Source organism: Aeromonas sp. SG16, from assembly GCF_024436135.1.
GTDB classification, from domain to species: domain Bacteria; phylum Pseudomonadota; class Gammaproteobacteria; order Enterobacterales; family Aeromonadaceae; genus Aeromonas; species Aeromonas jandaei.
Map to the genome: position 1 here is coordinate 166,448 of NZ_JANFNW010000005.1, position 13,466 is coordinate 179,913.

At 59.5% G+C, this 13,466-nt stretch carries 17 protein-coding genes; 10 read left to right on the plus strand and 7 right to left on the minus strand.

Features of this window, described 5'->3' with window-relative positions; translation table 11 throughout:
• Positions 1–2 precede the first annotated feature (2 nt).
• Genes lptA through NOM67_RS14070 form a run of 4 tightly spaced genes read right to left on the minus strand, consistent with a single transcriptional unit; the run spans position 3 to position 2,623 of the window.
• Positions 3–530 (minus strand): lipopolysaccharide transport periplasmic protein LptA, encoded by a 528-nt coding sequence (lptA, locus tag NOM67_RS14055; RefSeq protein ID WP_041210123.1) that lies wholly within the window; start codon positions 528–530, stop codon positions 3–5.
• The gene (lptC, locus tag NOM67_RS14060) at positions 517–1,077 is read right to left on the minus strand and encodes an LPS export ABC transporter periplasmic protein LptC (protein WP_156853754.1); all 561 of its coding nucleotides are present in this window, start codon (positions 1,075–1,077) and stop codon (positions 517–519) included. Before lptC ends, lptA begins: the two co-directional genes overlap by 14 nt.
• Entirely contained in the window at positions 1,074–1,628 is a 555-nt protein-coding gene (gene kdsC, locus NOM67_RS14065; protein WP_156853755.1) for a 3-deoxy-manno-octulosonate-8-phosphatase KdsC, read from the minus strand. The genes lptC and kdsC overlap by 4 nt, the downstream gene beginning before the upstream one ends.
• Positions 1,628–2,623, minus strand: a complete 996-nt coding sequence (locus NOM67_RS14070) for a KpsF/GutQ family sugar-phosphate isomerase (protein WP_124241494.1) — start codon at positions 2,621–2,623, stop codon at positions 1,628–1,630. The genes kdsC and NOM67_RS14070 overlap by 1 nt, the downstream gene beginning before the upstream one ends.
• A gap of 207 nt (positions 2,624–2,830) precedes the next feature.
• On the opposite strand from NOM67_RS14070, the gene mlaF reads away from it, so the two are divergent.
• From mlaF to murA, 7 genes are read left to right on the plus strand one after another with little or no spacing between them, the layout of a single operon-like run.
• On the plus strand, positions 2,831–3,631 hold the full coding sequence (mlaF, locus tag NOM67_RS14075) for a phospholipid ABC transporter ATP-binding protein MlaF (protein ID WP_042030127.1): 801 nt from the start codon (positions 2,831–2,833) through the stop codon (positions 3,629–3,631).
• Positions 3,631–4,410: a lipid asymmetry maintenance ABC transporter permease subunit MlaE gene (gene mlaE, locus NOM67_RS14080; RefSeq protein WP_033115464.1), complete on the plus strand. Its 780-nt coding sequence runs from the start codon at positions 3,631–3,633 to the stop codon at positions 4,408–4,410. Before mlaF ends, mlaE begins: the two co-directional genes overlap by 1 nt.
• A gap of 7 nt (positions 4,411–4,417) precedes the next feature.
• Positions 4,418–4,918, plus strand: a complete 501-nt coding sequence (mlaD, locus tag NOM67_RS14085; protein WP_255938032.1) for an outer membrane lipid asymmetry maintenance protein MlaD — start codon at positions 4,418–4,420, stop codon at positions 4,916–4,918.
• 2 nt (positions 4,919–4,920) lie between these two features.
• Complete coding sequence (mlaC, locus tag NOM67_RS14090; protein WP_033115466.1) at positions 4,921–5,553, plus strand: phospholipid-binding protein MlaC; 633 nt, start codon at positions 4,921–4,923, stop codon at positions 5,551–5,553.
• Positions 5,550–5,822 carry a lipid asymmetry maintenance protein MlaB gene (locus tag NOM67_RS14095; RefSeq protein ID WP_071913318.1) on the plus strand — a complete coding sequence of 91 codons (273 nt, stop codon included), beginning with the start codon at positions 5,550–5,552 and terminating at the stop codon, positions 5,820–5,822. Before mlaC ends, NOM67_RS14095 begins: the two co-directional genes overlap by 4 nt.
• Complete coding sequence (ibaG, locus tag NOM67_RS14100) at positions 5,822–6,079, plus strand: BolA family iron metabolism protein IbaG (RefSeq protein ID WP_033115468.1); 258 nt, start codon at positions 5,822–5,824, stop codon at positions 6,077–6,079. The genes NOM67_RS14095 and ibaG overlap by 1 nt, the downstream gene beginning before the upstream one ends.
• Positions 6,080–6,098: 19 nt before the next feature.
• A complete protein-coding gene (murA, locus tag NOM67_RS14105; RefSeq protein ID WP_041210116.1) occupies positions 6,099–7,355 on the plus strand; it encodes a UDP-N-acetylglucosamine 1-carboxyvinyltransferase in 1,257 nt (418 codons plus the stop codon).
• An 87-nt stretch (positions 7,356–7,442) separates the two neighbouring features.
• On the opposite strand, the gene pmbA is transcribed toward murA, so the two are convergent.
• Positions 7,443–8,786 carry a metalloprotease PmbA gene (gene pmbA, locus NOM67_RS14110; RefSeq protein ID WP_156853756.1) on the minus strand — a complete coding sequence of 448 codons (1,344 nt, stop codon included), beginning with the start codon at positions 8,784–8,786 and terminating at the stop codon, positions 7,443–7,445.
• A gap of 113 nt (positions 8,787–8,899) precedes the next feature.
• On the opposite strand from pmbA, the gene yjgA reads away from it, so the two are divergent.
• Positions 8,900–9,424, plus strand: a complete 525-nt coding sequence (yjgA, locus tag NOM67_RS14115) for a ribosome biogenesis factor YjgA (RefSeq protein ID WP_041210114.1) — start codon at positions 8,900–8,902, stop codon at positions 9,422–9,424.
• Positions 9,425–9,821: 397 nt separating this feature from the next.
• Entirely contained in the window at positions 9,822–10,604 is a 783-nt protein-coding gene (locus tag NOM67_RS14120) for a gamma-glutamyl-gamma-aminobutyrate hydrolase family protein (RefSeq protein ID WP_255938042.1), read from the plus strand.
• Here the strand turns inward: NOM67_RS14120 and NOM67_RS14125 are convergent, their stop codons facing one another.
• A complete protein-coding gene (locus NOM67_RS14125; protein WP_041210163.1) occupies positions 10,605–10,988 on the minus strand; it encodes a hypothetical protein in 384 nt (127 codons plus the stop codon).
• A 143-nt stretch (positions 10,989–11,131) separates the two neighbouring features.
• On the opposite strand from NOM67_RS14125, the gene NOM67_RS14130 reads away from it, so the two are divergent.
• Positions 11,132–12,658 (plus strand): cyclic nucleotide-binding domain-containing protein, encoded by a 1,527-nt coding sequence (locus tag NOM67_RS14130; RefSeq protein ID WP_041210112.1) that lies wholly within the window; start codon positions 11,132–11,134, stop codon positions 12,656–12,658.
• Between the two features lie 76 nt (positions 12,659–12,734).
• Here the strand turns inward: NOM67_RS14130 and NOM67_RS14135 are convergent, their stop codons facing one another.
• Positions 12,735–13,445 carry an HAD-IA family hydrolase gene (locus NOM67_RS14135; protein ID WP_255938046.1) on the minus strand — a complete coding sequence of 237 codons (711 nt, stop codon included), beginning with the start codon at positions 13,443–13,445 and terminating at the stop codon, positions 12,735–12,737.
• Positions 13,446–13,466 lie beyond the last annotated feature (21 nt).

Here is a 13,466-nt window from a genome sequence, read left to right on the forward strand (position 1 = left end):
GCTTATTTTCCCTGCTTCTTCTGGTCGGCGGGCTTGTCGAAATTCTCGACCTGATCGGGCAGGAACACCGTCTTGACCCGCTGGTTCGGGGTCTTGCTCTCGGCAATCATCTTCTGTTTGACGATGTCGTAACGGATCAGGTCGCCGTTGACCTGGCTATCTTCCTGCTTGAGCTGGCCGTTACCGGTGATAGTCACCAGACGCTTTTTCAGCTCGTAACGAATGCTGTCACCATGAGCGTTGACCGGTTTGCCGTTATCCAGGATCTGGAAGAAGGTGGCGGGTTTGCCATAGGCTGTCATTACCTCGGCCCCTTTCTCGCCGGAACGGGTTACCACAACCTTGTCAGCCTTGATCCTGATGGTGCCCTGATTGATGGTCACATCCTGCTCGAAGGTGATGCGGTTGTCCTGCATCTCGGCCACTTGCTTGATGGCGTCGACATAGACCTTCTCGGTGAAGTCGGACTCCTTGGCGTTGACTGTGCCGCAGAGCATCAGAGCGGCGAGGGCCAGATTAGCGTTTTTCATTGAAATAGATGGCATGACCTTGATCCAGTAGCTCAAAATATTTGCGGTCCAGATGGCCCTTGAGGCCAACCCCTTCGGTCTGGAAATCCTGACCCAAAATGTTCACTTGCCGATTGCTGCGTACGTCCTGTGTCACCAGATCCAGCTCCATATAGGGCGTATCCAGCTTGGAGATAAAGGAGTCCGGCAGCAACCCGTCCAGATGCACCTTGTCCCGCAGAATCACGTTGTCATCGGTATTGAGCACACCGGTCTCGGCCGTCACCTTCCACTCAGCCTGTCCCTGCTCGTCAAACATGTAGACTACCGGTTTTTCGAAGGTCGCCTGCTCGAGGATCTGGAAATACTCAGCATATCGGGACTCCAGCCGCTCGGTACGCTTACCGTTGACATCAAAACGGGTGGTCACCAAATCTCTGGCGACAAAATCCGGCTGATAGTGCTCGGTTTTCACCTTGGCCTCGGGCACCAGCTCCACCTTGCCAAGCTGCCAGGCCACCAGAGCGACCAGAAACAGCAGGGCAAACAACAGGGTTTGTCTGCTCATGCCGATACCTCGAACTGATAATCGTCATGGCCCTGCGCCTGCAGGATGAGATCGCACACTTCGCGTACCGCCCCCATCCCGCCGCCAAGCCGGGTCACCATATCGGCACGGCTCAGCACCAGCGGATGGGCATCGGCAACCGCAATGCCGAGGCCACAGGCCTCCATCACCGGCAGGTCGATGGTGTCATCCCCCATATAAGCGGCCTGTTCGGGTGTCAGCCCCAACTTGGCCAGCAGGGCTTCAAAATGAGGCAACTTCTTGTCTGCCCCCTGCACCACATGGGCCACACCCAGGCTATTCATCCGATCGCTGACGATACGGGAGTTACGCCCGGTAATGATGGCGATCTCGATCCCGGCATTGAGCAACGCTCTCATGCCTGCACCATCCCGGGTACAGAAGGTTTTCAGCTCTTCGCCGTTGTTTCCCATGTAGATGAGGCCATTAGAGAGCACCCCGTCCACATCGCACACCAGCAGGCGAATCTGCGCCGCCTTGTCGAACTGGCTGCGCGTCACCGGACCATAGAGGGTCGGTACGTTTTGCATCAAATAACTCCGGCTTTCAGCAGGTCATGCATGTTGAAGGCACCCAGCGGGCGCTTGTCGCCATCCACAACCAGTAATCCGTTGATTTTTCTCGTTTCCATCAGTTTGACGGCTTCTGCCGCCATCATCTCGGGCCCTACGGTAACACAGTTGGCCGTCATGACGCGGCTGATGGGGGTGCGATGAATATCGACCTGCTGGTCGAGAATACGGCGCAGGTCACCATCAGTGAAGAGTCCCGCCAGCAGCCCGTGCTGGTCAACCACTGCGGTCATACCGAGCCCTTTACGGCTAACTTCCAGCAGCGCTTCGCTGATGGTGGCATCGATCCCCACCCGGGGCAACAGCTCGCCACTGTGCATCAGATCGCCCACTCGCAACAGCAACCGCTTGCCGAGCGAACCACCTGGGTGAGAGAGAGCGAAATCGTCGGCGGTAAAGCCGCGCGCTTCCAGCAGGGCAACCGCCAGCGCATCACCCATCACCAGGGTCGCCGTGGTGCTGGAGGTGGGCGCCAACCCGAGCGGACAGGCCTCTTTCTCCACCTTGATGCACAGATGCACGTTGGCCTCTTTAGCCATGGTGGAGGCCGGGTTACCGGTCATGCAGATGAGCGGGATACCACGACGCTTGAGCACCGGCAGCAGGGCCAGGATCTCGTCGCTCTCGCCGGAATTGGAGATGGCGATGATGAGATCGCCGCCGGAGATCATCCCCAGATCGCCATGGCTGGCCTCACCCGGGTGCAGGAAAAAGGCTGGCGTACCGGTACTGGCGAGGGTGGCGGCAATCTTGCTGCCGATATGGCCCGACTTGCCCATCCCGGTGACCACTATCTTGCCACCACAACGGAGCACCATCTCGCACGCCTTGTCGAAGGCGTCGTTCAGATACTGATAGAGTCCATCAATCGCTTGTTTTTCTGTGTCCAGCACCGCACGGGCACTGCGACGGAAATCGAACAGTTCAGACACTTTCTCGGGGGTTGCAGACATAAAGAGACAGCTCCGGGGCGAATTTAGCTGCGGGATTATAAAAAAGTCTGCTCTGATAAGCGAATCGGATGGCAAATCCCGTAACTTATGACGCAGTTTGTTACATAAAACTGTCGCGCAAACCGTGCTGAAGGCTGCTCAATAGTTGTTCCTTGCTGTTGCTTAGACCTAGACTAGCCCATAAAATTCGCACCTCATTTACACCGAATGGACAATTGTTTGAACAATGACCTGATCACCGTCTCCGATCTGACCTTCAGTCACGGAGACAGGCTGCTGTATGACGGGATCAACCTGACCATTCCCCGTGGCAAGGTCACCGCTGTCATGGGCCCGAGCGGCATCGGCAAGACGACCCTGCTGCGACTGATCGGTGGCCAGCTCAAACCCGAGTCCGGTCATATCCTGTTTGACGGAGAAGATATCCCCGCCCTCTCCCGTTCGCGCCTCTACGAGGTGCGCAAGCGGATGAGCATGCTGTTCCAGAGCGGCGCCCTGTTTACCGGCATGACGGTCTACGACAACGTGGCTTTCCCGTTGCGGGAGCACTCGGGTCTGCCGGAAGAGCTGATCCACACCATTGTCATGATGAAGCTGCAGGCTGTAGGTCTGCGCGGCGCGGCAAAACTGATGCCTTCCGAGCTCTCCGGTGGCATGGCCCGCCGGGCGGCACTGGCTCGCGCCATCGCGCTGGATCCGGATCTCATCATGTATGACGAGCCGTTTGTCGGTCAGGATCCCATCACCATGGCGGTGCTGGTCAAGCTGATAAAGGATTTGAATGATGCCCTTGGTATCACCTCCGTCATCGTCACCCACGACGTGAAAGAGGTGCTGAGCATCGCCGATTACGCCTACATCATCGCCAACCGCAAGGTGGTGGCGCACGGTACGCCGGAACAGCTGCGCGAGGAGCACAACCCCGAAGTCGAGCAGTTCCTCAAAGGATTGCCCGATGGTCCTGTTCCGTTTCACTTTCCGGCAGGCGACCTGCTACAGGATCTCTGATGTTGATAAGTCAAATAAGCAAGCTGGGGCGGGTCGGCATTCGCGCCATCACCTCTCTGGGCCGGGCAGCCATCATGCTGTTCCATGCGCTGGCGGGCAAACCCGAGCCACGCAAGCACTTCCCGCTGCTGGTGCAGCAGCTCTATGTAGTCGGGGTGCAATCCGTCGCCATCATTCTGGTGTCAGGGCTGTTCATCGGCATGGTGCTGTCGCTGCAGGGTTACAACGTATTAAAGGATTTTGGTGCCGAGCAGAGTCTGGGCCCGCTGGTCTCTCTCTCCCTGTTGCGGGAGCTGGGCCCTGTGGTAACCGCGCTGCTGTTTGCCGGTCGCGCCGGTTCTGCCCTCACTGCCGAGATCGGCCTGATGAAGGCGACCGAGCAGCTTTCGAGCCTCGAGATGATGGCAGTCGATCCGCTGCGCCGAGTGGTGGCGCCCCGCTTCTGGGCCGGGGTCATCAGCATGCCGCTGCTGGCCTTCATGTTCAGCCTGATCGGTATCTTTGGCGGCAAGCTGGTCGGGGTTGACTGGCTTGGCGTCGACGAAGGGGGCTTCTGGTCTGCCATGCAGGCCTCGGTCGACTGGCATGAAGATATCATGCAGGGTGCCATCAAGAGCCTGATCTTTGCTCTGGTGGTCACCTGGATAGCCCTCTTCAACGGCTATGATGCCAAGCCGACCTCGGCCGGGATCAGTCAGGCCACGACTCGTACCGTGGTTCACTCGTCCCTCGCCGTACTCGGCCTGGATTTTATTCTCACTGCAGTCATGTTTGGATAAGGTAAAGATGAAGTTCAGCAAAGTAGAATTCCTGGTTGGCACCTTCATGCTGGCCGGCATCGGTGCCATTCTGGCGTTGGCACTGCAAGTGGCCGGTTTGAGCTTCAAACCGGAAGGAGAAACCTATACCCTGCGCGCGCATTTCGATAATATCGGCGGCCTGAAAGTCCGTTCGCCGGTCAAGGTCGGCGGCGTGGTGGTTGGCCGGGTCAGCGACATCGTGCTCGACCCGAAAACCCAGGTTCCCGAGGTCACCCTGCAGATGGAAAAGAGTGCCGGCGAGTTCTCCGAGACCAGCACCCTCTCCATCCTCACCTCCGGTCTGCTCGGCGAGCAGTACATCGGTCTGGCCCCCGGCTTTACCGACGAGGATATGGGGACCAGCATGCTCAAGGATGGCGACCTGATTGAAGACACCAAATCCGCCATCGTGCTGGAAGATCTGATTGGCAAGTTCCTCTACAGCAGCCAGTCCTCCGACAGCAAGTCAGACAGCAAGAAGGAGTAACCATGTTCAAGAAAATTGCCCTGCTGCTGGGTCTGATGACCAGCATGTTTTTTTCCCTGTCCGCTCAGGCGGTGGATGCCACCGATCCCTACGCGTTAGTGGATCAGGCAGCCAAACAGACCTTTGCCCGCCTGAAAGCCGATCAGGCTGAGGTCAAAAGCAATCCGGATCACCTGCGGGTGATCATCCGCGAAGAGCTGCTGCCCTATGTGGACAACCGCTTCGCTGCCTACAAGGTACTGGGCAACCAGATCAAGGAGACCACTCCGGCCCAGCGTGACGCCTTCGTCGCCGCCTTTACCGAGTACATGGTGAGCTCCTACGCCGACGCGCTGGCCCACTTCGACAAGCAGACCGTCAAGGTCGAGCCGGGCAAGGCACCGGGCACCAGCAACATCACCGCAGTCAACGTCAGTGTGAAAGAGGCCGGCAAGCCGGACATCTTCCTCGAGTTCAAGCTGCGCAAGAACAACAAGACCGGCGAGTGGAAAGCCTTCGACATGGTGGCCGAGGGGATCAGCCTGCTCTCCGCCAAGCAGAGCGAGCTGGGCGGCCTCATCCGCCAAAACGGTATCGATGCCGTGATCAAGCAGCTCAACGAGCACAATGCCAAGCCGCTGGTACTCAAGAAATGATCCTGAGCGGTGATCTGCAAGCGCCACAGGTCAAGGACCTGTGGCAACGCCGCGACGAGTGGTGGCAGGATGACCGACTCGAGCTGGGCGGGGTCACCACCCTCGATTCTGCCGGGCTGGCACTGCTGGTCAAATGGGCTAAAGCCGCTCTCGCACGAGGCGCCACACCGCAACTGGTGGGCGCCTCCAGTGATTTCTATACCCTGGCCAACCTCTACGGGGTGGCCGGTTTGTTTCAGTCAACTCCGCTCACAACTGAGGACGCATAATGCAAGTCTCTGAAATTGAAGCGATACTCCTCGAGGCTCTGCCATTGTCCGAAGTCCATGTCAAAGGGGACGGTAGTCACTATCAGGTGATCGCCGTTGGTGACATGTTTGACGGCATGAGCCGGGTCAAGAAACAGCAGGCCATCTATGCCCCGCTGATGGACAAGATCGCCAGCAACGCCATTCACGCCCTCTCCATCAAGGCGTTCACCGACGCCGAGTGGAAACGCGAACGTAAATTCCTAATGCCCTCCTGATTTGGTAACCAAGTAGAAAATGGACAAATTCAAAATCGATGGTCGTTGTACTCTCAACGGCGAAGTGACCATCTCCGGCGCCAAAAACGCCGCGCTGCCGATCCTGTTCGCAACCCTGCTCTGTGATGAAGAGGTTCACCTCTCCAACGTGCCGCGCCTGAAAGACGTGGGCACCACCATCAAGCTGCTGGAGATGCTGGGCGCCACCACCAAAGTCAACGGCAATGTGACCGTGCTGACCGGTGCCGTGAACAACCACGTTGCCCCCTACGAGCTGGTGAAAACCATGCGCGCCTCCATTCTGGCGCTGGGCCCGCTGGCCGCCCGTTTCGGTGCTGCCGACGTCTCCCTGCCCGGCGGCTGCGCCATCGGTGCCCGTCCGGTCAACCTGCACGTCCACGGTCTGGAGCTGATGGGTGCCAAGATCACCATCGAGGATGGCTACATCAAAGCCCGCGTTGACGGTCGCCTGAAGGGTGCCCACATCCTGATGGACATGGTCTCCGTCACCGGTACCGAAAACCTGATGATGGCCGCCACCCTGGCTGAAGGCCGTACCGTGATCGAAAACGCCGCGCGCGAGCCGGAAGTGGTCGATCTGGCCCACTTTCTCAACGCGCTGGGCGCCAAGATCCAGGGCGCAGGCACCGACACCCTGATCATCGACGGCGTCGAGCGTCTGCACGGCGGCAGCTATAGCGTCCAGCCTGACCGTATCGAAACCGGTACCTTCCTGGTGGGCGCAGCGGTTACCGGCGGCAAGATCACCTGCCGCAACACCGACCCGACCCTGCTGGAAGCGGTACTGGTCAAGCTGGAAGAGGCTGGCGCCCTGATTGAGAAGGGTGAAGACTGGATCACCCTCGATATGACTGGCCGCACGCTCAAGCCGGTCACCATCAAGACTGCCCCCTACCCGGCATTCCCGACCGACATGCAGGCCCAGTTCACCGTGCTGAACGCGGTGGCCCAAGGCACCGGCATGATCACCGAGACCATCTTCGAGAACCGCTTCATGCACGTTCCCGAGCTGGTACGGATGGGCGCCGACATCGAGTTGCAGGGCAACGTGGCCATCTGCCGTGACACCGCTCAGCTCAAGGGTGCCCAGGTGATGGCGACCGATCTGCGCGCCTCTGCCAGCCTGGTTCTGGCTGGCTTCGTTGCAGAAGGCTCCACCATCGTCGACCGCATCTACCACATCGACCGTGGCTACGAGAACATCGAGCAGAAGCTGCAAGGTCTGGGTGGCCGCATCGAGCGCATCAAGGGCTGATTGCCGCCCCTGAGCTCTGGCTAACAAAAAGGCCCCTCGCATTGCGAGGGGCCTTTTGCATTCTTTCCGCTCGGCAGAGCCGGAGGATCAGTGACCCGCCAGCTTCATGCTCTCCACCAGTACCGAGCCGGTCTTGAGGCTGGAGCGCTCATCTTCATCGCTGCCCACTGCCACTATGTGGCCGAACATCTCTGCCAGATTGCCGGCAATGGTGATCTCCTCGACCGGATAGGCGATCTCGCCATTCTCAACCCAGAAACCGGCGGCGCCGCGGGAGTAGTCGCCATTGACGATGTTGACCCCCTGCCCCATCAGCTCGGTCACCAGCAAGCCGGTACCCATCTCCTTGAGCATGCCATTGAAGTCCTGACCTGTGCTGGAGACCTGCCAGTTATGGATGCCACCAGCGTGGCCGGTGCTGGTCAGCCCCAGCTTGCGGGCAGAGTAGGAGGTGAGCAGCCAGCTCATCAGCTCGCCATTGCGCACTATGTCCATATCTTGGGTGCGCACCCCTTCGCCATCAAACGGGGTACTGGCCAGACCGCCCAGCAGGTGGGGGAACTCCTGAATAGTGAGCCACTCGGGCAGGATCTGCTTGCCCAGCTTGTCGAGCAGGAAGCTCGACTTGCGATAAAGGTTGCCCCCACTGATCGCCATCACCAGATGACCCCACAGACCGGAGGCGGTATCGGGATGAAACATGACCGGTGCCTGACAGGTCGCAATTTTGCGGGCACCAAGGCGGGAGAGGGTACGCTCCACCGCTTCATCGGCGATGCGCTGCGGGCTCCAGATCCCTTCAAGAGTTCGGCTGGAGGAGTAGCCATAATCGCGCTGCATGTCGCCATCCTGCTCGCCAATCAGCACGCAGCTCAGGGAGTTGCGAGACGCTGCATAGCCTTTGACGAAGCCGTGGCTGTTGCCATAGACCTTGATGCCGAGGTGGCTGGAGAAGCCAGCCCCGTCGGAGTGCTTGATGCGGGCATCGCGCCCCAGCGCCAGGCGCTCGCACTCGGTAGCCAGCTCGATCCCATATTGGGGATCCAGCGCCACCGGGTGGCACAGCTGCAGATCGGGCGCATCCCAGGCCAGCAGTTCGGCATCCGCCAGACCGGCACAGGCATCCGGTGAGGTGTGGCGGGCAATCTCCATCGCCGCTTCAACGGCGGCACGGATGGCGGGACGGCTCAGGTCGGTAGTGGAAGAGGAGCCTTTGCAGCCATCCCTATAGACGGCGATACCGAGCGCGCCGTCCTTGTTGAATTCAATGCTTTCCAGTTCACAACCGCGGGTATTGACCGACAGTCCGGTCTGCTTGCTGATGGAGACTTCGGCCAGCGAAGCGCCCAGTCCTTTGGCGATATCCAGAGCCTCGGCAACCACGGCCTCGAGATGGGCTTGATCCTGGCGGATTTGGTCTTGCTGATCCATAACTCACATCTGTATGAAGGAAGGAAAGGGGCTAAGCATATCAGACCCCTGCGCCCAGCGGGAGAAGCTGGTAACATATCCACCAAATGTGAATGACAGGAATCAAGAGACCGATGAGTCACCATCAAGACGACAACGAATGGGAAGATTGGGGCCCCAGCAAGAGCCAGCTCAAGCGTGATGCCGAAGCCCTGCAGAAGATGGGGGAAGAGATTGTCTCCCTCAGCCACAGCGAGCTGGAGAAGATCCCGCTGGATGAAGAGCTGGCAGAAGCGGTCGAGCTCGGCCGTAAGCTCAAGCCGAAGAAGGATGAGTCCTTCCGCCGTCACCTGCAGTTCATCGGCCGCCTGATGCGCAGCCGTGATGTAGAGCCGATCGCCGAAGCGCTCTCCATCATCAAGAACCGCCACTCCACCGTGAATGCCCGCCTGCACCGGCTGGAGCAGTGGCGCGAGCGGCTGATCAGCGAGGGAGACAGCGCTCTCAACGAGTTGATGTCCCAGTTCCACGAACTGGACCGCCAGAAGCTGCGCCAGCTGATCCGCAGCGCCAACAAGGAGCGGGAGCTGAACAAGCCGCCGGTCGCCTATCGCGAGATGTACCAGTATCTGCGCGGTGAGATTGAAGACCTGCTGTGATCCCCGAAAAACGCCTCCCCTTGCGGAGGCGTTTTTTTATGCACGCCCCGCAACTCCCGCCCGCATCACAACACCACATCGTTTAATATATCCACCACAAAGTAGCAGTTTTATGCAAAGCGATGGCTTGGGATGGCCAAAAACAGGCTGTTTGGCGAAGATGCAAGTCACAACCATTAACATTTTTGCATCATTTTGTTTGACATATTGAACGGCCTTGGCAGACTGGAAGCAGGATCCAGGCTGTCGTTGCCGAGGCTGACCGACGATTCTGCCCCCCGGGCCGACACGGGATCCCTTGACCATGCCTTGAGGCATGCCCTTGTCCGGTTGATGTGCAAGGGTCTGCCCAAGGCGCAGGATGCGAATTCAACGCCAAGGATAACTCAGGTGCCCTATGTCAACGCCTTCACTCCCTCCCAACCGTAAACCCGTCGTATTGATGACCATGGGCGCCCAGCCCCGCAACGGCCACGCCTATCAGGTGATGACCCACAAATACATCACGCCGCTGGTGGAACTCAGCCACTGTGTTCCTCTGCTAGTGCCCACCTGCTGCGGCACAGCTGATCTGGAGCAGTATCTGGATCTGGCGGATGGCGTCTACCTGAGCGGGGCGGGTTCCAACATAGACCCCGCCCTCTATGGTCAGGAGAACCTCACTCCGGAGAAGCAGCAGGACCGGGATCGCGATCTGTTCGATCTGCCGCTCATCAAGGGGGCGCTGGCGCGTGGACTACCGATCCTCGGCATCTGCCGCGGCATGCAGGAGATCAACGTAGCGCTGGGTGGAGATATCCACCAGAAGGTCTATAGCGAGCCGGGATATGACGATCATCGGGAGGATTCGGACGATCCGGTAGACGAGCAGTATGGCGAGAGCCACCAGATTAATCTGGTCTCCGGCAGCTGGTTTGCCGACCTGATGGGCGAAGAAACCATTGCCGTCAACTCGTTGCACGGACAGGGGATCAAGACGCTGGGCAGCGGGCTGGAACCGCTGGCCCACGCCGAGGATGGCCTGATCGAGGCGATCCACGCCCCCGTCATCTCCCCCTTCCTGCTGGCTGTGCAGTGGCATCCGGAGTGGAAAGCGAGGGAAAACCCCTACTCCATCAAGATCTTCCAGGCTTTTGGCGATGCCTGCCGCAAGCGCCAGGCAGTCACCAGCAAGACCTAATCACTCGCCAAACCCGCGCGCCTTGAGCTTGGGCATTCCCCCTCGCTCGAGGCGCAAGCCACGACAGGCATCCAGTCCTTTCAGGCCGCGCTGGATATGATCCGGCGACTGGCCGAATACCATGCCATTGCTGCGATAGAGATTGTTGTCATCCAGCTCGAACTTCTCCCCTCCAATCAACAGCTGCTCACGGCCATTCACCTTGTCGCCACGCTTGATGGGTACCGTCATGTCGCTCAGCACCTCGCCAGTCGCACATCCCTCGCGCCAGCGTGCCTCGCTGGAGAAGGGGGTAATGGCAATCTCGCGCCAGGATCCATCCCTGAACTCGACCCGATAGCGATCCACCAGCAGGTCACAGCCAGCCAACGGCAAGAGCGCCATCAAGCAGATGATTTTCTTTGAAAATTGCACTGGAAGCCCTCCCTGAAGCTATTGAGTGCAGCATAAATAAAATGGCGCATCGGCGCACCATTTCTCCGCCGTGGAACAGCTATGCTGGAGGTAAACAATGCCAAGGGGCTGCTATGTTTGGCGATAATCTCACTGCGCTACCGACCCTGCTCTGGATCGGTGAACACCCGTTCTGGACCCTGCTCACCCTGTCGCTGATGCTGGTGCACTTCTGGCGCCGCCCCGGTGAACGGCGAGAGCTCCTCTCCGAGCTTGGCTTCGTGATGATGAGCATAGTGGTCATCGTCCTGATCCAGCTGGAAGGCGGCTGGTTCAAGCTGCCGCTCCCTCACCATCTGCTGGTTGAAATCTCCACCCTGCTGGCAGGGTTGGTGATGGTGAAGATCTGGGGGATCCTGCTGTTCGAATTCCTGCTGCCGCTCTGTCACGTGAAGATCCCGCGGATCATCGCCGACATCGTCATCACCATCGGCTACATCGGCTGGGGGCTCTTTCGCCTCTACGCTTCCGGCATGGCGCTCGGGGAGATAGTCACCACCTCGGCGGTGATCACCGCCGTCATCGCCTTTGCCATGCAGGACACTCTCGGCAACCTGCTGGCTGGCGTATCGATCCAGCTCGACAGCTCCATCTCCATCGGTGACTGGCTGCAGGTGGACACCACCCAGGGGCGCGTCGTCGAGATCAACTGGCGCGCCACCACCATCGAGACCCGCAACTGGGAGACAGTGGTCATCCCCAACAGCCACCTGCTCAAACAGCGTTTCACTGTACTCGGCCGTCGCCGTGGCGAACCGCTCCAGTGGCGACGCTGGGTCTGGTTCGATCTGACGCTGGATACCCTGCCGACCCAAATTATCGCTCTGATCGAGAAGTCCCTGCGGGAGACCAAACTGCCCTGCGTCGCCAAGCACCCGCAACCGGACTGTCTGCTGATGAACGTCGAAGGGGGTATTGCCCGCTATGCGGTGCGCTACTGGCTGACCGATCTGGCCCGCGATGACCCCACCGACTCCATGGTACGCAGCCTCATAGATGCCGCCCTGCGTCGCAATGACAGGCGCCTCACTCCACCGATCTTCAACGTCTTTATGGCCAAGGAGAAGCAACATCTGGATGCACGCCACAAACGCCATACCGCCGAGCGTACCGACACGTTGCGCAAGCTGCCGCTGTTTGCCATGTTGCAGGAGAACGAGCTGCTTCAGCTGGCCGATCAGGTGAAATTCGCCCCCTTCGTCAGCGGTGACGTCATGCTGGAGCAGGGAGAGGTGTCAAGCTGGCTCTTCGTGCTGGTCAAGGGCGAGGCCGAGATGCTGGTCAATGCGGATGGAAAAGAGTTGAAACTCGGCACGCTCGGGGCCGGTGACTTCTTTGGCGAACTGAGCCTGCTTACCGGCGAGCCCAGCACCTTCACGGTACGGGCGCTCGCCACGGTCGAGACCTATCGCATCAACCAAGCGATGTTCCAGGCGCTGGTTGCCCAGCGCGAATCGCTGGTCGAGCCCCTTTATCGGGTGCTGAGCGATCGTCAGCAGGAGCAGCAGGCGCTGCTGGATCGCGAGGCGGAGTCCATGAAGCATCCACCACAACAACTTGATTTGCTTGATAAACTTATGAAGCTGTTTGGCGGCAGATAAGGCAACCTCGGGCGGAGTTGTGACGACAGCTCCGCCATACTACTTCCCCTTCATTACCTCACCGGCCCGGCAACCTTCACAACAGCAGCTCGGCCAGCTCTCCCAACGCGCTCAGCTCTACATCCGGCAGTTGCTGCAACTGCAGCCATGGCTGCTGCCGCTCGTTGAGCCAGGCGGCGCTAAAGCCGTGCAGACGAGCCCCCAGTACATCGGTCTCGGGATGATCCCCCACATGGAGGATCCGCTCCGCAGGCAGTTTGAGGGCGCTGCGGGTCTGCTCAAACATATCCGGTGCTGGCTTCATTCTGGCATTCATCCCTGCCTTGCAGACCAGAGTGAAATAGGGTTCAAGCCCGGCCTGCACCAGATCCAGATTGCCGTTGGTGATGACCACCAGCGGATAGCGTGCCGCCAGCCGGGCCAGCAGGTCATGAGTCGCATCGCTCACCTCGATTTTCGAGCGCTCGGCCAGAAACGCGGCAAATACCTCTTCGGCCACGCGCCCGGCCTGCGCCGCCGGCATCCCACCCTCCATCATGGCGGTACGGATGGTTTGCTGGCGCGCCAGACTGACATCGTGGCGCAGCTCTGGGCGGGCCAGCAGCACAGCGCGTTTGAGCTCCAGCCAACGCGGCTTGTCGAGCATGGCGGTGGCCAGATATTCGCTGCGCAGGTGGCTCAACATCCACTGCTCGGCCCGCTCGATGGCCGGGCCGTTGTCATAGAGGGTATCGTCGAGATCAAACGAGATGGCGGCAACCGGCTGCCAGCGGCGATAGAAGTGCATGGACTCTCCTCTGCAACGGGG